The sequence below is a fragment of the Geobacter pickeringii genome (assembly GCF_000817955.1).
Classification (GTDB): Bacteria; Desulfobacterota; Desulfuromonadia; order Geobacterales; family Geobacteraceae; genus Geobacter; species Geobacter pickeringii.
The window spans coordinates 1,569,208-1,585,572 of the sequence record NZ_CP009788.1; the positions used below are offsets into that span (position 1 = coordinate 1,569,208).

Annotated in this window: 17 protein-coding genes and 4 tRNA genes; all 21 read left to right on the forward strand. The window is 57.2% G+C overall.

All coding sequences use genetic code 11. The annotated features are described in order from the left end of the window. Positions 1-49 precede the first annotated feature (49 nt). The 21 genes from cdaA to clpX all read left to right on the forward strand — a co-directional run bounded on the left by cdaA (position 50) and on the right by clpX (position 16,365). On the forward strand, positions 50-814 hold the full coding sequence (gene cdaA, locus GPICK_RS07040; RefSeq protein ID WP_039741689.1) for a diadenylate cyclase CdaA: 765 nt from the start codon (positions 50-52) through the stop codon (positions 812-814). Then, on the forward strand, positions 811-1,206 hold the full coding sequence (locus tag GPICK_RS07045; protein ID WP_039741691.1) for a YbbR-like domain-containing protein: 396 nt from the start codon (positions 811-813) through the stop codon (positions 1,204-1,206). The genes cdaA and GPICK_RS07045 overlap by 4 nt, the downstream gene beginning before the upstream one ends. Before the next feature lie 22 nt (positions 1,207-1,228). Continuing rightward, on the forward strand, positions 1,229-2,584 hold the full coding sequence (gene glmM, locus GPICK_RS07050; protein WP_039741694.1) for a phosphoglucosamine mutase: 1,356 nt from the start codon (positions 1,229-1,231) through the stop codon (positions 2,582-2,584). Continuing rightward, the gene (locus tag GPICK_RS07055; protein ID WP_039741697.1) at positions 2,585-3,304 is read left to right on the forward strand and encodes a pyridoxine 5'-phosphate synthase; all 720 of its coding nucleotides are present in this window, start codon (positions 2,585-2,587) and stop codon (positions 3,302-3,304) included. A gap of 7 nt (positions 3,305-3,311) precedes the next feature. Then, positions 3,312-3,692 carry a holo-[acyl-carrier-protein] synthase gene (locus GPICK_RS07060; protein WP_039741701.1) on the forward strand — a complete coding sequence of 127 codons (381 nt, stop codon included), beginning with the start codon at positions 3,312-3,314 and terminating at the stop codon, positions 3,690-3,692. Beyond that, positions 3,689-5,245 (forward strand): bifunctional ADP-dependent NAD(P)H-hydrate dehydratase/NAD(P)H-hydrate epimerase, encoded by a 1,557-nt coding sequence (locus GPICK_RS07065; protein WP_039741704.1) that lies wholly within the window; start codon positions 3,689-3,691, stop codon positions 5,243-5,245. Before GPICK_RS07060 ends, GPICK_RS07065 begins: the two co-directional genes overlap by 4 nt. Positions 5,246-5,247: 2 nt before the next feature. Beyond that, on the forward strand, positions 5,248-5,697 hold the full coding sequence (locus tag GPICK_RS07070; RefSeq protein ID WP_039741705.1) for a CBS domain-containing protein: 450 nt from the start codon (positions 5,248-5,250) through the stop codon (positions 5,695-5,697). A 5-nt stretch (positions 5,698-5,702) separates the two neighbouring features. Further along, the gene (gene tsaE / locus GPICK_RS07075; RefSeq protein WP_039741707.1) at positions 5,703-6,179 is read left to right on the forward strand and encodes a tRNA (adenosine(37)-N6)-threonylcarbamoyltransferase complex ATPase subunit type 1 TsaE; all 477 of its coding nucleotides are present in this window, start codon (positions 5,703-5,705) and stop codon (positions 6,177-6,179) included. A gap of 76 nt (positions 6,180-6,255) precedes the next feature. Then, the gene (locus tag GPICK_RS07080; RefSeq protein ID WP_039741709.1) at positions 6,256-7,473 is read left to right on the forward strand and encodes an aspartate kinase; all 1,218 of its coding nucleotides are present in this window, start codon (positions 6,256-6,258) and stop codon (positions 7,471-7,473) included. A 107-nt stretch (positions 7,474-7,580) separates the two neighbouring features. After that, the gene (gene cimA, locus GPICK_RS07085; RefSeq protein WP_039741711.1) at positions 7,581-9,167 is read left to right on the forward strand and encodes a citramalate synthase; all 1,587 of its coding nucleotides are present in this window, start codon (positions 7,581-7,583) and stop codon (positions 9,165-9,167) included. Beyond that, positions 9,164-9,730: a ComEA family DNA-binding protein gene (locus GPICK_RS07090; protein ID WP_039741713.1), complete on the forward strand. Its 567-nt coding sequence runs from the start codon at positions 9,164-9,166 to the stop codon at positions 9,728-9,730. Before cimA ends, GPICK_RS07090 begins: the two co-directional genes overlap by 4 nt. A 472-nt stretch (positions 9,731-10,202) precedes the next feature. Next, the gene (locus GPICK_RS07095) at positions 10,203-11,279 is read left to right on the forward strand and encodes a DHH family phosphoesterase (RefSeq protein WP_039741715.1); all 1,077 of its coding nucleotides are present in this window, start codon (positions 10,203-10,205) and stop codon (positions 11,277-11,279) included. A gap of 60 nt (positions 11,280-11,339) precedes the next feature. Beyond that, positions 11,340-12,056, forward strand: a complete 717-nt coding sequence (rph, locus tag GPICK_RS07100; RefSeq protein ID WP_039741716.1) for a ribonuclease PH — start codon at positions 11,340-11,342, stop codon at positions 12,054-12,056. Next, the gene (locus GPICK_RS07105) at positions 12,053-12,652 is read left to right on the forward strand and encodes an XTP/dITP diphosphatase (RefSeq protein WP_039741717.1); all 600 of its coding nucleotides are present in this window, start codon (positions 12,053-12,055) and stop codon (positions 12,650-12,652) included. The genes rph and GPICK_RS07105 overlap by 4 nt, the downstream gene beginning before the upstream one ends. Positions 12,653-12,698: 46 nt before the next feature. Next, positions 12,699-12,776: transfer RNA gene (locus GPICK_RS07110), tRNA-Pro, on the forward strand. 5 nt (positions 12,777-12,781) lie between these two features. Then, a tRNA-Arg gene (locus tag GPICK_RS07115) sits at positions 12,782-12,858 on the forward strand. Positions 12,859-12,869: 11 nt separating this feature from the next. Further along, positions 12,870-12,945, forward strand: a tRNA-His gene (locus tag GPICK_RS07120). 55 nt (positions 12,946-13,000) lie between these two features. Beyond that, positions 13,001-13,083: transfer RNA gene (locus GPICK_RS07125), tRNA-Leu, on the forward strand. Between the two features lie 115 nt (positions 13,084-13,198). Then, positions 13,199-14,500 (forward strand): trigger factor, encoded by a 1,302-nt coding sequence (gene tig / locus GPICK_RS07130; protein ID WP_039741719.1) that lies wholly within the window; start codon positions 13,199-13,201, stop codon positions 14,498-14,500. A 15-nt stretch (positions 14,501-14,515) separates the two neighbouring features. Further along, positions 14,516-15,115, forward strand: coding sequence for an ATP-dependent Clp endopeptidase proteolytic subunit ClpP (gene clpP, locus GPICK_RS07135; protein WP_039741720.1), 600 nt, complete (start codon positions 14,516-14,518; stop codon positions 15,113-15,115). Continuing rightward, the gene (clpX, locus tag GPICK_RS07140; RefSeq protein ID WP_039741722.1) at positions 15,112-16,365 is read left to right on the forward strand and encodes an ATP-dependent Clp protease ATP-binding subunit ClpX; all 1,254 of its coding nucleotides are present in this window, start codon (positions 15,112-15,114) and stop codon (positions 16,363-16,365) included. The genes clpP and clpX overlap by 4 nt, the downstream gene beginning before the upstream one ends.

Consider the following 16,365-nt stretch of genomic DNA (forward strand, 5'->3'; position numbering starts at 1 on the left):
TTCGCCGGACGGGAAGCGGGGGTATGATTCTTCCTGTCCGGTGGCAATGATGCCCGATTCCCTTCAATTATTCGAATGGCGTGACCTCGTCGACATCGCCGTTGTCGCGTTCATCATCTATCGGCTCATTCTGCTCCTCAAGGGCGGAGTGGCGGTCCGCCTGCTTTTCGTCCTGGCGTCCCTCGCTCTTCTCCTGTCGTTTTCCCGCCTTGCCGGTCTTGAGACCTTTCAGTGGCTGCTCGATTCGTTTTTCGGTTCGCTCGTCCTCATCCTGGTCCTCGTGTTCCAGAGCGATATCCGCCGCTCTCTCGTGACGCTGGGGCGGTCGCGGCCAGCACGGGGAGTCGACCAGGATGAGGCCTCGGAGGTCCTTGACGAACTGGTGGGCGCCATGACCGACCTCTCCTCCCGTCGCCACGGCGCCCTGGTCATCGTGGAACGGGAAATGGGGCTCATGCCCTACGTTCAGACCGGTACCGAGATCGACGCCAAGATTACGAGCGAGATCCTCACCTCCATCTTTCTTCCCTATTCGCCGATTCACGACGGAGCGGTGATCGTACGCAAGGGGAAGCTGACCAGGGCTGGCTGCTTCCTCCCCCTTTCGCAGAACCCGAACATCAGCAAGTCCCTGGGGACTCGCCACCGGGCGGCACTTGGCCTGACCGAGCTGACCGATGCGGTGGCGCTGGTAGTCTCCGAAGAAACCGGAATGATGTCGGTCTCGTCGGGGGGGAAACTGACTCCCGTGGCGGACGCCGGGGCGCTGCGCAAACTCCTGAGACGACTTCTCGAGCGGCGGTGGCTGACATGAAGTGGGCCGATCTGACACGACACGCCGAGATCAAGCTCCTCTCTCTCGTCCTTGCCGGTACGCTCTGGATCTCCGTGGCGGGAAACCGCACGGCTGAAATGACGCTCACCGTTCCTCTGTCAGCCCGGGCTCTTCCTGCCGGTCTTGCCGTTGCCCGGATGGAGCACGACGGTCTCCAGGTGACCCTCTCGGGTCCGAAAATTCTTTTGTTGAAGCTCCGGGGTGAAAAGATTATCATGCCGCTCGACATGGGGGGGCTCAAAGAGGGGCGTGTGCTTTTCGCTGGCTTCGACCGGTCGCTTCCTCTCCCGCGCGAGGTGCGGGTGACCCGCGTTTACCCCGCTTCGGTCGAAGTGTTGCTCGTCCGGAGTCCCGCCGAAAAAAATCCCTGATGAATATCACGCAGGAGTATCTATGAAAAAGCTCTTCGGCACCGATGGTGTCCGCGGCGTCGCCAACGTTTACCCGATGACTACCGAGATGGCCATGCAGATCGGCCGGGCCGCCGCCTATCTCTTCAAGAACGGCAACCGGCGGCATCGCATCGTGATCGGAAAGGATACCCGTCTTTCGGGCTATATGCTTGAAAATGCGCTGGTTGCCGGAATCTGCTCCATGGGGGTCGATGTGTTGCTGGTGGGCCCCCTTCCGACCCCCGGCATCGCCAACATTACCTCGTCCATGCGGGCCGACGCAGGGGTTGTGATCTCCGCTTCCCACAATCCGTTCCAGGACAATGGGATCAAGTTCTTCTCCCGCGACGGCTTCAAGCTTCCCGACGAGATCGAGCTGAAGATCGAGGATCTCATCTTTTCCAAAAAGATCGATTCGCTGCGTCCCATCGCGACCGAGGTCGGAAAGGCGTACCGGATCGATGACGCCGTGGGTCGCTATGTCGTTTTCCTGAAGAACACCTTCCCGAAGGAACTCGACCTCACCGGCATGAAGATCGTCCTCGATTGCGCCAACGGCGCGGCGTACAAGGTTGCGCCGGCGGTTCTGGAAGAGCTTGGCGCGGAGGTGATCCCCTACGGCGTGAAGCCCAACGGCTCCAATATCAATGCCGGCTGCGGCTCGCTCCATCCCGAGGTCATCAGCGAAGCGGTGAAGGGGCACCGGGCCGATCTGGGGATCGCCCTCGACGGTGATGCCGACCGGGTGATCTTCGTTGATGAGTTCGGCAACGAGGTGGATGGCGACCACATCATGGCCATCTGTGCCACCGATATGCTGAAGAATAAGACACTGCACAAGAATACCCTCGTGGCGACGGTCATGAGCAACATGGGACTCGACATCGCCGTGAAGCGGGGCGGGGGGAAGGTGGTCAAAACGGCCGTCGGCGACCGCTATGTGGTGGAGGAGATGCTGAAGGAGGGGTATAATCTCGGGGGAGAGCAGTCCGGCCACATGATCTTCCTCGATCACAACACCACCGGCGACGGCATGCTCTCGGCACTCCAGGTCCTCGCCATCATGCGCCGGACCGGAAGGACCCTTTCGGAGCTGGCCGAGGTCATGATCCCGCTGCCGCAGGTCCTGGTGAATGTCCGGGTTGCGGAGAAGAAGGACATCAGGACGATCCCGGAGGTCGCCTCCCTCATCGGGGACATTGAGGGGAAACTCGGGGATGAGGGGAGGATCCTCATCCGCTATTCGGGGACCGAACCGCTCCTGCGGATCATGCTCGAGGGGCAGGACAAGTATCATATCACCGGCTGGGCGAAGGAGATCGCCGATCTGGTGGAGCAGAAGATCGGAGGAAAGTAAGTGGCAAAGCTTGGGGTGAACATCGATCACGTGGCAACGATCCGTCAGGCGCGGGGAGGAGCCGAGCCCGATCCCGTCGCTGCGGCCGCACTGGCTGAGATGGCCGGTGCCGACGGCATAACCGTCCACCTGCGCGAAGACCGGCGGCATATCCAGGACCGGGACCTGAAGCTGTTGCGCCAGACCGTGAAGACCAGGCTCAACCTGGAGATGGCGGCTACCGAGGAGATGGTGGGGATCGCCCTGACGCTCAAACCCGACATGTGCACCCTCGTCCCGGAGAAGAGACAGGAGCTGACCACCGAAGGGGGGCTCGACGTCCGGCTGAACATGTCAGGGCTCGCGGAAGCCGTCGGCAGGCTGCAGGATGGCGGCATCGTCGTTAGCCTCTTCATCGATCCCGATCCCGATCAGGTGAAGGCCGCCAGCAAGATCGGCGCCGACTATATCGAAATCCATACCGGCACCTTTGCCGAGGCGCGGGACTGGAAGAGCGAGCGTGCCGAACTGGAGCGGATCGAGAACGCCATCAAGCTCGGCACCAAGCTCGGCCTGGGGATCAACGCCGGCCATGGCCTCAACTACAGCAACATTCGGAAGGTTGCGGCCCTGGGCGGCATCGAGGAGTTCAATATCGGCCATTCGATCATCTCCCGCGCGGTTTTTGCCGGACTCGACCGCGCGGTGCGGGACATGGTCGATCTCGTGAAGTACGCGTAGGCGCAACGTGATCTTCGGTACGGGGGTGGACATCGTTGACATCACCCGCTTCGAGCGTCTGCTCGGAGAGGGGAACGAGCGGCTCTTCGGGCGGCTCTTCACGGAGCACGAACGCGAATACTGCGCCGGCAAGGCGCGGAGTGCCCAGCACTATGCGCTCCGGTTTGCGGCCAAGGAGGCGTTCCTCAAGGCCTGCGGCCTCGGTTTGCGGGAAGGGATGACCTGGCACGATGTGGAGGTGGTGAGCGACCGCCTCGGCAAGCCCGAACTGCGGCTCCACGGCAGGGCGCTCGCAATTTTCACGGATCTCGAACTGGCAAAGACGTTCGTCGCCCTTTCGCACGACGGCAACTTTGCCGTGGCGATGGTGGTCCTGGAGCGCTCATGAAGGTGGTTACCGGCGAAGTCATGCAGGAGATGGACCGGCGTACCATTCGGGAATACGGGGTGCCGGGGCTCGTCCTGATGGAAAACGCCGGCCGGGGGTGTGCCGATGCCATCAAGGCGACCTTCGGCCTGCAGGGGCCGGGGAAGATCCTCGTGGTGGCGGGGAAGGGGAACAACGGAGGAGACGGCTATGTGATCGCGCGCCTTCTGCGGGAGGAGGGGTGGCTGGTCAAGACGATCGTCCTGGCCGAGCGGGACGAGATTACCGGTGACGCTCGGGCAAATCTGGATCGACTCGCTCCCGCTGCGGTTGTTTTCTCTCCCGCTCCTTCGGGGCTCGCTCCCTGGCACACCGACCTGGAACAGGCGACCGTCGTCGTCGACGCCCTGTTGGGGACGGGATTGCGCAGCGAGGTGCAGGGTGTCTACGCCGAAGCCATTTCCCTGATGAACGGGTGCGGGAAACCGGTGGTGGCGGTCGATATCCCCTCGGGCATCGATGCGGCGACGGGCACGGTGCTCGGGGTGGCGGTGAAGGCCGCTCTTACCGTGACGTTCGCCTTGGCAAAGCGCGGCCACGTCCTTTTCCCGGGGGTCGATCATTGCGGCATCCTCAGGGTCGTCGATATCGGGATTCCCGGAGAGCTGGCCGAAGGGGCGCCGGGGATCGAGTACGTCGACCGTCGGGCGGCACGACTGCTTGTCCATCGGCGTGAGCGCAATGCCCACAAGGGGAGTTTCGGACACTGTCTCATCATCGCCGGCTCCACGGGGAAGAGCGGTGCAGCGGCCATGGCGGCGAACAGCGCGGTGCGAAGCGGTGCGGGACTCGTGACGCTGGCGGCACCCGCGGCGCTGAATACGGTCCTGGAAATCAAGACCACCGAGGCGATGACGTTTCCCCTCGACGACGGGGGACGAGGACTGCTCGATGAAACGGTTCTCCCTCTGGTGATGCAGGCTGCGGCGGGGAAGGGCTCCGTAGCCATCGGCCCCGGACTCTCGTGGGCCCCGGAGACCGCCTGCCTGGTCCGGCAGCTCGTCTCCGAGATTGAGGCCCCCCTCGTGGTCGATGCCGACGGCCTGAATGCCCTTTCGGAGCAGATTGATGTGCTGAAGGGCAAGCGATCACCGGTCGTCGTGCTCACGCCGCACCCGGGGGAGATGGCCCGGCTGGCGGGACTATCCACGGTTGAGGTGGAAGCGAACCGCCTGGGTGTGGCCCGGGAATTTGCCGCGCGATACGGCGTTTACCTTCTCCTCAAGGGAGCGCGGACGGTAGTGGCCGCCCCCGACGGCAGGATTGCGATCAACGGCAGTGGCAACCCGGGAATGGCATCGGGGGGGATGGGGGATGTCCTGACCGGCGTCCTTTCGGCGCTCCTGGGGCAAGGGTACGAGGCGTTCGACGCCTGTTGCCTGGGAGTATTCATACACGGACATGCGGCCGATATCGTTGCCGCGGAGAAGGGGGAGATCGGCATGTCGGCAGTCGATGTGCAGGAGCATCTCCCCTGGGCATTCAACAACCTCATAATGCAGACGGGAGAATGACCATGCTGAAGGTTCGGGACATAATGACGACGGAGGTCGTCACCGTGAGGCTGGAAACCGGCATCAGGGAATTGGCGGAGATCTTCACCACCCGCCGCATCGGCAGCGTGCCGGTGGTGGACGGAGCGGGGAACCTGGTCGGAATCGTTACCGAGTCCGACCTGATCGAGCAGGATCGCAATCTTCATATTCCGACGGTTGTTTCCCTGTTCGACTGGGTTTTCTACGTCGAGAGCGAGAAGAAATTCGAGAAGGAGCTGCTGAAGATGACCGGCCAGACGGTGGCGGACATCTACACCGGTACGGCCGAAACGGTAACGCCCGAGACGTCGGTTTCGGACGTCGCCGACATCATGAGCACCAAGAAGGTTCACACCCTGCCGGTGGTCGAGGGGACGAAACTCGTCGGCATCGTGTCGCGCATCGATCTCATCAAGACCATGGTGAAGTAAGGTTCGTGATTACCATTATTTCGCGCAGTGTCGATGAGACGGTCCGCCTCGGCGAATGTCTCGGGGGGGTGCTGACCGTTGGAAGCTTCGTTTCCCTTTCGGGAGAGCTCGGCAGCGGCAAGACCCATTTTGCCCGGGGGGTGGCGTCGGGGCTTGGCGTCGAGGCGACCGTTCCCGTCACCAGCCCCACCTTTACCTTGTTGAACGAGTACCCGGGGAGAATTCCTCTGTATCATTTCGACCTCTATCGCCTCGGTGGGGGGAGTGATGCGGTAGAACTCGGTTTTGACGAATACTTCCACGGGAGAGGCGCCTGTCTTGTCGAGTGGGCCGAGCGCCTTGGCGAAGAGCTTCCCGGGGAACGGTTGGATGTCGCCCTTTCTTACGTGGATGAAGCTACCCGCAGGCTCGAGTTCGTTCCCCACGGCCCGAACTATGAGGCATTATTAAAAAAATGTTTTGACCGGCGTATTGATTCCTGATATTAAGGGACGATGCGCCGGGCTGTATACGGGTAGATGCCTGTCCGCACTGAACATGGCAAAGGAGGAACTGTAGATGGCTCTGGTGGTCCAAAAATATGGCGGCACCTCGATGGGGTCGGTTGAACGTATCCGCAACGTTGCGAAGCGGGTCGCCAAAACATACGATGCCGGCAACGACATGGTGGTCGTCGTCTCCGCGATGTCCGGTGAAACCAACAAGCTTGTTGCCCTGGCCAACGATATCTGTGAATTCCCGGATAACCGCGAATACGATGTCCTGGTCGCCTCGGGTGAGCAGGTCTCCATTGCTCTCCTGGCCATGTGCCTCAAGTCGATGGGGTACAAGGCGAAATCGTACCATGGGTGGCAGGTCCCGGTGATCACCGACAGCGCCTTCAGCAAGGCCCGCATCGAAGAGATTCCCGACACGAAGATCCGTGCCGACCTGAAGGACGGAACGATTGTCGTCGTTGCCGGCTTCCAGGGCATTGACCGCGACGGTAACGTCACCACGCTGGGCCGCGGCGGATCGGACACCTCTGCGGTGGCTCTGGCTGCCGCCATGAAGGCCGATGTCTGCGAAATCTTCACCGATGTCGACGGTGTCTATACCACCGATCCGAACATCTGCCAGGATGCCCGGAAGATCGAGAAAGTCTCTTACGACGAGATGCTCGAATTGGCGAGCCTTGGCGCCAAGGTGCTCCAGATCCGTTCCGTCGAATTTGCCAAAAAATATAATGTGGACGTGCACGTGCGTTCCAGTTTTAATGATAATCCAGGAACAATGGTTACCAAGGAGGATAAGGATATGGAAGCTGTTCTCGTTTCAGGGATTGCCTACGACAAGAATGAGGCGAAGATCGCTGTCATGGGGGTTCCGGACAAGCCGGGAATCGCCGCCAAGATCCTGTCGCCTCTTTCCGATGCCAATATTTCGGTTGACATGATCGTCCAGAACGCGAGTGAAGGAGGGATGACCGACTTCACCTTCACGGTCACGAAGGCGGATTTCAAGAAGGCGCTCGCCATCACCAAGGAAGTGGCGACGGAGATCAGTGCGAAGGAAGTCGCCGAAGACGAGAATATTTCCAAAATCTCCGTCGTCGGCGTGGGGATGCGCAGTCACGCCGGTGTGGCGACCAAGATGTTCCAGACTCTCGCCAGGGAGGGGATCAATATTCAGATGATCTCCACTTCCGAGATCAAGGTGTCTGTCATCGTGGATGCCAAATACACGGAGCTGGCGGTCCGGGTCCTTCACGACGCCTTCGGACTCTCCGGCAAGTAACTGCCACGGCAAAGAAACGTTTTGCGGATAGCGTCTAGTGTCCGGTGGCCCATCGCGATGCTAAACGCTATTCGCGTATCTAATCTCATACATGCAAGGGTGGACCAATGAGTCTCGTGAAACTGTATGACACCACGCTCCGCGACGGCACACAGGCGGAGGACATCTCGTTTCTCGTTGAAGATAAACTTCGTATTGCCCACAGGCTCGACGAGCTCGGCATTCACTACATCGAGGGGGGGTGGCCCGGAAGCAACCCCAAGGATGTGGCTTTCTTCAAAGACATTAAGAAGGAAAAGCTTTCGCAGGCAAAAATTGCTGCGTTTGGTTCCACTCGCCGGGCGAAGATTACGCCTGACAAGGACCACAATCTGAAAACGCTCGTCCAGGCCGAGCCGGACGTCTGCACCATCTTCGGCAAGACATGGGATTTCCATGTCCGCGAGGCCCTGCGGATATCACTCGAAGAGAACGTGGAGCTGATCTTCGATTCTCTGGAGTTTCTCAAGTCCCGGGTTCCCGAAGTATTCTACGACGCCGAGCATTTCTTCGACGGCTACAAGGCCAATCCCGAATATGCCATCAAGACCCTCAAGGCGGCACAGGACGCCAAGGCGGATTGTATCGTTCTGTGCGATACCAACGGCGGGACCATGCCGTTTGAGCTTGTCGATATCATCAAGGAAGTTCGCAAGCATATTTCGACGCCGCTGGGGATCCATACCCACAACGATTCCGACTGCGCCGTCGCCAATTCGCTCCATGCAGTCGACCAGGGGATCGTGCAGATTCAGGGAACCATCAACGGTTTCGGTGAGCGTTGTGGCAATGCCAATCTCTGCTCCATAATTCCGGCTCTCAGACTGAAGATGCAGAAAGAGTGCGTTAGCGACGAGCAACTCAAGAAACTCCGCGCTCTCTCACGGTTCGTCTACGAACTCGCGAACATCTCTCCCAACAAGCACCAGCCCTACGTCGGGAACTCCGCTTTTGCCCACAAGGGGGGAGTGCACGTGAGTGCGATCCAGCGTCATCCCGAGACGTACGAGCATCTGCGTCCCGAGCTCGTCGGCAACATGACGAGAGTGCTGATCTCCGACCTGTCCGGCCGTTCCAATATTCTTGCCAAGGCCGAAGAGTTCCAGATCAACATGGACAGCAAGGATCCGGTAACCCTCGAGATCCTCGACAACATCAAGGAGATGGAAAACCGCGGTTACCAGTTCGAAGGAGCGGAGGCCTCCTTCGAGCTCCTCATGAAGCGCGCCCTTGGTACCCATCGGAAATTCTTTTCAATCATCGGCTTCCGTTGTATCGACGAGAAGCGTCACGAGGACCAGAAGCCCCTTTCCGAAGCGACGGTCATGGTAAAGGTGGGCGGCAAGATCGAGCATACCGCCGCGGAGGGGAATGGGCCGGTCAATGCACTCGACAATGCTCTGCGCAAGGCCCTCGAGAAATTCTATCCGAAGCTCAAGGAAGTGAAACTCCTCGATTACAAAGTGCGGGTTCTTCCCGCCGGTCAGGGGACCGCATCGTCGATCCGAGTCCTTATCGAGTCGGGGGACAAGGAGAGTCGGTGGGGGACCGTCGGTGTCTCTGAAAATATCGTCGACGCTTCTTATCAGGCGCTTATCGATAGCATCGAGTACAAGCTTCACAAAAGCGAGGAAACGGAGAACGTCAAAAAGTGATCGAGCGGGGTCGGCGGCTTGCACTGTTCTTGCTGGCCGCCCTGATCGCTCTTCCCTTTGTATTTCGAGGCCACGGACAACCTTCTTCAAGGGTGCTCTCCGTGGCCTCGTTCCATTTCGGCGACCACTCCCGCAAGGTGTGTGTGAAGCTGGAGGGAATCCCGGGAGCGAGTGGCATTTATCATCTCTCGCCAGGCGTTTCGTCCGAGACCGTCATTATTATGGCGGTCGGTAGGGTCCCAACGGAACTGCAAGGGAAGCCCGTGCTTCACCAACGTCTGAAAAATGGTGATCTGGTCGCAATAAAGAATGAAAAGGGGGAACCTGTTGAAATAACACTGAAAAGCATCTCAGTGGGAGAACGAATGGTTCTCGGAATTCCCCTTGACCCGACCACGATGACCGAATCTGAGTGGGAGCTGCTTCCCGGTATCGGTCCGACTCTTGCCAAGCGGATTGTGGAGTACCGTCAACAGAATGGCGGTTTTCATGCCTGGCAGGAGCTTGAGCAGGTACCCGGAATTGGTCCTGCAACACTGGAGAAATTACGGGGCTACTTTTGATTCCCTGTAACATGTGTAAATTAAAAAGTTTTTTGCTGTAAGGGGGTAATGGTTAGTTCCGGTACATGATTATTTTCAGAGTTTGGCACATATGGTGAAATCATCCTGAGCACTCACTTTAGTAAACTACACGGATGGGAGGATGCCATATGAAATGTCCGAAATGCAGGGGTAGAATGTTTGCCGAGAAGTTTTATGATTTTGTGAGATCCTTCGACGCATGGAAGTGCACTTGCTGCGGAGAAGTTATTGATCCCACTATTCTGGCGAACAGGGCAAGGAATTACAATCTGTTCCTCGGCTAGGCCTGAGACGACATAGATTAAAAAAAGGGGAGAGTTCCGGCTTTCCCCTCTTTTTTTGTCCGCAAAAAAGTCAATGTGGTCATCTTGCAGAGATGCGTCGTTGGCATTAGAGTACTCACGTACCGTTTGTGAGGATAATGTGTTTCATCGAGTGTCCGGGAGGGGCGATGGCCGGGGAAAGCCTTGTTCAGAATACGGAGCGTTTCACTGACGAACTGCTCAACTGGGTACGAGGGCGCGGCAAGATACTTATTGTGGTGCATGATAACCCTGATCCCGACTGTCTTGCATCGGCAATGGCCCTTCGGCATCTCTTTGTGATGAAGCTCAACCGTGACGCGACCATTGCATTTTCGGGCATGATTGGGCGAAGCGAAAATCTCGCGATGGCAAAGGAACTCCAGATTCCCCTCGCTCCGATGGGGTTGCTTGATTTTCGTGAGTTTTCCGTTGTCTGTATGCTCGACACTCAGCCGGGAACAGGGAATAATTCACTCCCTGCGGATGTCAAGGTTGACATCCTTATCGATCACCATCCGAGCCGGGAGGCAAGCAGGTCATGTCGCTGGGTCGACATCCGGGACGATTACGGGGTTACGGCGACGATTCTCTACGAATACCTCAGTGCCCAGAAGGTCCCCATCAGCACCAAGCTCGCAACGGCATTGTTCTATGCGATCAAATCCGAGACCCAGGACTTGGGGAGGGAGGCAAACAGGCCTGATCGCGATGCGTATCTGCGACTTTTTGCAATCGCCAACAAAAAGCTTCTTTACGAGATAACTCACCCCAAACTGCCAGTTGAATACTTCCTCACCATTAACAGAGCCATCGAGAACACCTCGATTTACGACCGCCTCCTCATCACGAATCTTGGTAATCTCTGTTTCCCTGAAATCGTGGCGGAAATGGCCGATTATTTTCTCCGACTGGAAGGAATCGAGACGGTGCTGGCGATGGGGCACTATGCTGGCGAGATGATCCTTTCAGTGCGAACGGTCCGCCACGATCTCAATGCCGGTGTGCTCATCAGAAAGCTCGTCGAAGGGCGTGGCCTCGCCGGTGGTCATGGCATGATGGCCGGTGGCAAAATCGATGCGGCCGGAGCGTCGGATAAGGACACGCGAGAGATTCGGGATCTGTTGGTGACAAGAATTCTGGTCGAGCTGGGACTCGAAGAGGCAGAGGCCGTTTCTCTTGGCAATCTGAGGAATGCGTCGCGAGGCTCCCGAACGGCTGATTGACAAGGGTATGCCGATCGTTTAAGGTACGTTGCTGCTTGAATCCAGAACAAGAGGAGTCATATGCGTACTGATGGTCGTGGGGCCGAATCCCTCAGAGCGATAAAAATCACCCGCAATTATCTCAAACATGCCGAAGGGGCCGTACTTGTGGAGTTCGGAGATACCAAGGTTATCTGTACCGCCTCGGTGGAAGAGAGTGTTCCTCCCTTTCTGCGCGGAAAAGGGAGCGGATGGGTGACGGCTGAGTATTCCATGCTCCCCCGTGCAACCCATAGCCGCTCGTCTCGGGAAGCCGCACGGGGGAAGATCGGTGGGAGGACCCACGAGATTCAGCGTTTGATCGGACGGTCCCTTCGGGCCGTCATGGATTTGACGCTTCTCGGCGAAAGGTCGGTGTTGATAGACTGTGACGTAATCCAGGCCGATGGAGGCACCAGGACCGCTTCCATTACCGGGGCCTATGTTGCCCTTGTTGATGCGCTTCAGTGGCTGGTTGACCGTGGGGCACTCGCGTCGCTGCCGATCAGGGAGGCAGTCGCGGCCGTAAGCGTCGGGATCGTTGATGGTACCGCTCTGCTTGATCTTGACTACCGCGAGGACTCTTCCGCCGAGGTTGACATGAACTTTGTCATGACTTCTTCGAACCGGTTCGTGGAGGTTCAAGGGACGGCCGAAGCCGAGCCTTTTACGTGTGAGCAGATGGATGCCATGCGTAATCTGGCCATGGCGGGAATTCGGCAGCTCTTCGTCGTTCAGCAAGAGGCACTGCGGCAATGAAGCAACTGGTTGTCGCAACTCGCAACAGGGGTAAATTGAAGGAGTTCGAGCAACTGCTGTCCGGCATGGGGTTTTTGCTCCTCTCTTCAGCAGATTTCCCGGATCTCCCTGACGTGGTCGAGGATGGCGAAACATTCGAGGCGAATGCCGTCAAGAAGGCCCGGGTAGCGGCGCAGGCCACGGGGGTGATGGCACTTGCCGATGATTCCGGCCTTGCTGTCGATGCCCTGGGAGGGGAGCCCGGGGTCTACTCGGCCCGGTATGCCGGTGAATCGGCCACCGACGAACAGAACAACATGAAGCTGTTACAGGCCTTGGCAAATACCCCGCCCTCTGAAAGGAGCGCCGCGTTCCATTGCGTTATCGCCCTCTGCTGCCCCGACGGGAGATGCGAGTCGTTCAAAGGCACGCTTTCGGGGGTGTTGCTCACAGAGGAGAGGGGGACGGAAGGGTTTGGCTACGATCCACTGTTTCTGGTTCCTGCTTTCGATAAGACCCTTGCCGAACTTTCACTGGATGAAAAAAACCAGGTCAGTCATCGGGGGAGGGCTTTGAACGCTCTCAAGGAGTATCTGGCTGCTGGCGGGTCCGTATAAAAATGCTTGCATGGCGAAACGTGATGTGCTAGTTATACAAATTCCACGGGGTGTAGCGCAGCCTGGCTAGCGCACCTGCCTTGGGAGCAGGGGGTCGGAGGTTCGAATCCTCTCACCCCGACCAACTCTGCGCCTGTAGCTCAGCTGGATAGAGCAACGGACTTCTAATCCGTAGGTCAGAGGTTCGAATCCTCTCAGGCGTGCCAATCCCAATATGGTGGCTATGGTGAAGCGGTTAACACTAACGACTGTGACTCGTTCATGCGTGGGTTCGAATCCCACTAGCCACCCCAATTAACAGAGAGCCCCGTGACAAACGGGGCTTATTCGTATGTGCAGGAAGCTTGTGCGAGAGTGGCGGAACTGGCAGACGCACTGGACTTAGGATCCAGCGGGCAACCGTAGGGGTTCGACTCCCCTCTCTCGCACCAACCATGTGGACTGAAAGACATCCCGCCCCAGAGCCAACTCGACTCCGCAAAGGTTTAGTTATATCCTCCAGGCAAACAAATTTTCTGCAATCTAATCCACAAGAGAGGTCGACTCATGACAAGTACCGTTGAAGCACTCAGCACTGTAAAGAAAAAAATCACTTTCGACGTTCCCGCCGAACGGGTTGCTGCGGAAATCGAGAAGGTTTTTGCGCAAATCCGTAAGCGCGCCGCCATCAAAGGGTTCCGGAAGGGTAAGGTTCCCCAGGCGCTCGTTGAGAAGCATTATGCGGATATGATGGAAAATGACGTTTTGAAAAACATCTTCGACGAGACGTATTTCAAGGCTCTTGCCGAACACAAGATTTTCCCTGTTTCGCATCCGGTTATCGAGAGTGACGAGATAAAGCGCGGAGCCCCTCTCAAGTACTCCGCCACCGTCGAGGTCATGCCCGAGATTGACGTCAAGGATTATGCGGGTCTCGACGTCAAGAAGGAAAAGCTGGTGCTTGACGATTCGGCGGTGGAGAAGCGCCTGGGCGAGATGCGGGAGAGCATGTCGCAGATGGTCTCGGTTGAAGAAGGGAAGAAGTCGGAAAACGGAAACTTTGTCGTTATCGACTTCAGTGGTTCGGTGGATGGTGCTGTTTTCGAGGGGGGGGCTGCCGAGAGTTATGAGCTCGAACTTGGCTCTGGCCGTTTCATTCCCGGTTTCGAAGAACAGGTTGTGGGAATGAAGGTTGGCGACGAGAAGACGATCACGGTGACTTTCCCTGATGAATATTGGAATAAGGATCTCGCGGGCAAAGAGGCAAAATTCGAGGTCACCGTCAAGGAGGTGAAGGTAAAGCAACTTCCTGAGCTTGATGATGAGTTTGCCGGCCAGTTTGGCGAATTTAAGACGCTTGCCGAACTTAAGGCTAAAATTGCTGAAATGTTCGAAAAGCAGGAGGCTGACCGGGTCCAGTCCGACCTTCAGGACCGTCTCGTAAAGGCGCTCATCGAGCGGAACGAGATTGAAGTTCCCGCTGCCCTCGTGGGGCGTCAGCTGGAGATGATGCTCTCGAACATGAAGAACCGGCTTGCCTATCAGCGCCTTTCCCTGGAGATGATGGGGATGGACGATGAGAAGTTCAAGGAGCAGTACCGCAGTGTTGCCGAGAGCCAGGTCAAAGGGTCGTTGCTTCTTGATGCCGTCGGGAAAAAGGAAGCAGTTAAGGTTGAAGAGGCTGATATCGAGGCAAAACTTCGTGAGATATCGGTAGAGAGTGGCCAGGAGTACGAAAAGGTCAAGTCGTACTATGACCAGAATAATAATGCCAAAGAGAACCTTGTGGCTCACCTGAATGAAGATAAGGTGCTGAATTTTCTTCTCGGGAAAGCCATTGTGACTGAAGTCTCGAAGGACGAACTCTAAATCGCGGGGGGCAGTATGTTCGTACCGATGGTAGTTGAGCAGACCGGCAGGGGTGAGCGGGCGTACGATATCTATTCACGACTCCTCAAGGATCGGATCGTCTTCCTCGGGGGGGCGATTGACGATGGTGTCGCCAACCTGGTAATCGCGCAGCTTCTGTTCCTGGAGGCCGAAGACCCTGACAAGGATATCCACCTCTATATCAACTCTCCCGGGGGGGTCGTTACGGCGGGGATGGCCATCTATGACACCATGAGATACATAAAGGCTCCCGTTTCGACCATCTGCGTCGGGCAAGCCGCCTCGATGGGGGCGCTTCTCCTTTCGGGCGGCGAAAAGGGAAAGAGGTTCAGTCTGACTCATTCAAGGATCATGATTCACCAGCCGATCGGAGGGTTTCAGGGGCAGGCGACAGATATACACATCCACGCCCAGGAAATCCTCAAGATGAAGAAGCGCCTCAATGAAATCCTCGCCGAGAACTGCGGCCAACCGCTGGATAAGGTTGAGACCGATACCGAGCGGGACTATTTTATGTCTGGTGAGGAAGCGAAGAAGTATGGTATTATTGATGACATAATTGAGCGGAATGTCATCACCGGAGGTTCCCGTTGAGTAGGAGAAACGACAGCAGCGACAACCTGACCTGTTCCTTCTGCGGAAAGAGTCAGGACGAGGTCAAGAAGCTCATTGCCGGGCCGACCGTCTATATCTGCGACGAGTGTATAGAGTTGTGCAATGACATCATCGCCGAAGAAACCAAGCTTGAAGAGGCGATGGGGCCCGATATCAAGAAGCTTCCCAAACCCCGCGAGATCAAGGATGTCCTTGACGAGTATGTGATCGGACAGGATCAGGCCAAGAAGATACTTGCCGTTGCAGTCTATAACCATTACAAGCGGATTGAATCGTTGGGCAAGCCGAGTGATGTTGAGATGCAGAAGAGCAACATTCTTCTGCTTGGTCCCACGGGCTCGGGTAAAACACTTCTGGCGCAAACTCTTGCCCGTATTCTCAAGGTTCCCTTCGCGATGGCAGATGCCACAAACCTCACCGAGGCGGGATATGTTGGCGAGGACGTGGAAAACATCGTCCTGAGCCTTCTGCAAGCCGCCGACTATGATGTTGATCGGGCCCAAAAGGGGATCATTTATATCGACGAGATCGACAAGATCGCGCGGAAATCGGATTCTCCGTCCATTACCCGGGACGTTTCAGGTGAGGGGGTTCAGCAGGCTCTGCTCAAGATCATCGAGGGCACCGTCGCAAGCGTTCCGCCGAAGGGGGGGCGTAAGCACCCGCAACAGGAGTTCCTGAAGGTCGATACGACCAACATACTCTTCATCTGCGGGGGAGCTTTTGCCGGCCTGGACAGCATCATACAGCAACGGATCGGCGTAAAGACGCTCGGTTTCGGAGCCGAAGTCAAGAAGAAAATGGAAAAGAAAGCCGGAGAACTCCTTTCGGATGTGACCCCCGAGGATCTGCTGAAGTTTGGGTTTATTCCGGAGTTCATCGGCCGTCTTCCCGTGCTTGCGACCCTGAGCGAGTTGGATGAGAGTGCCATGGTGCAAATTCTCAAGGAGCCGAAGAACGCGCTCGTTAAACAGTACCAGAAGCTGTTCGAGATGGAGCACGTGAAACTCAAGTTTACCGATGGCTCTCTGGTTGCAATTGCCAAGGAGGCCTTGAAGCGCAAGACCGGTGCCCGTGGACTTCGGTCCATCCTTGAAAACGCCATGCTGGACATCATGTACGAGATACCGTCGCAGACCATGGTGAAGGAAGTGGTCATCAGCGAGGATGTCATCTACAGCAAAGAGAAACCTATCATAGTTTATGAGAATGTAGCGGAGTCTGCCTGA

Bases quoted from the DNA above. Each gene is read 5' to 3' on its own strand.
- cdaA (WP_039741689.1), top strand. From the start codon at position 50: ATGCCCGATTCCCTTCAATTATTCGAATGGCGTGACCTCGTCGACATC.
- GPICK_RS07045 (WP_039741691.1), top strand. From the start codon at position 811: ATGAAGTGGGCCGATCTGACACGACACGCCGAGATCAAGCTCCTCTCT.
- glmM (WP_039741694.1), top strand. From the start codon at position 1,229: ATGAAAAAGCTCTTCGGCACCGATGGTGTCCGCGGCGTCGCCAACGTT.
- GPICK_RS07065 (WP_039741704.1), top strand. From the start codon at position 3,689: ATGAAGGTGGTTACCGGCGAAGTCATGCAGGAGATGGACCGGCGTACC.
- GPICK_RS07070 (WP_039741705.1), top strand. From the start codon at position 5,248: ATGCTGAAGGTTCGGGACATAATGACGACGGAGGTCGTCACCGTGAGG.
- GPICK_RS07080 (WP_039741709.1), top strand. From the start codon at position 6,256: ATGGCTCTGGTGGTCCAAAAATATGGCGGCACCTCGATGGGGTCGGTT.
- cimA (WP_039741711.1), top strand. From the start codon at position 7,581: ATGAGTCTCGTGAAACTGTATGACACCACGCTCCGCGACGGCACACAG.
- GPICK_RS07095 (WP_039741715.1), top strand. From the start codon at position 10,203: ATGGCCGGGGAAAGCCTTGTTCAGAATACGGAGCGTTTCACTGACGAA.
- rph (WP_039741716.1), top strand. From the start codon at position 11,340: ATGCGTACTGATGGTCGTGGGGCCGAATCCCTCAGAGCGATAAAAATC.
- GPICK_RS07105 (WP_039741717.1), top strand. From the start codon at position 12,053: ATGAAGCAACTGGTTGTCGCAACTCGCAACAGGGGTAAATTGAAGGAG.
- tig (WP_039741719.1), top strand. From the start codon at position 13,199: ATGACAAGTACCGTTGAAGCACTCAGCACTGTAAAGAAAAAAATCACT.
- clpP (WP_039741720.1), top strand. From the start codon at position 14,516: ATGTTCGTACCGATGGTAGTTGAGCAGACCGGCAGGGGTGAGCGGGCG.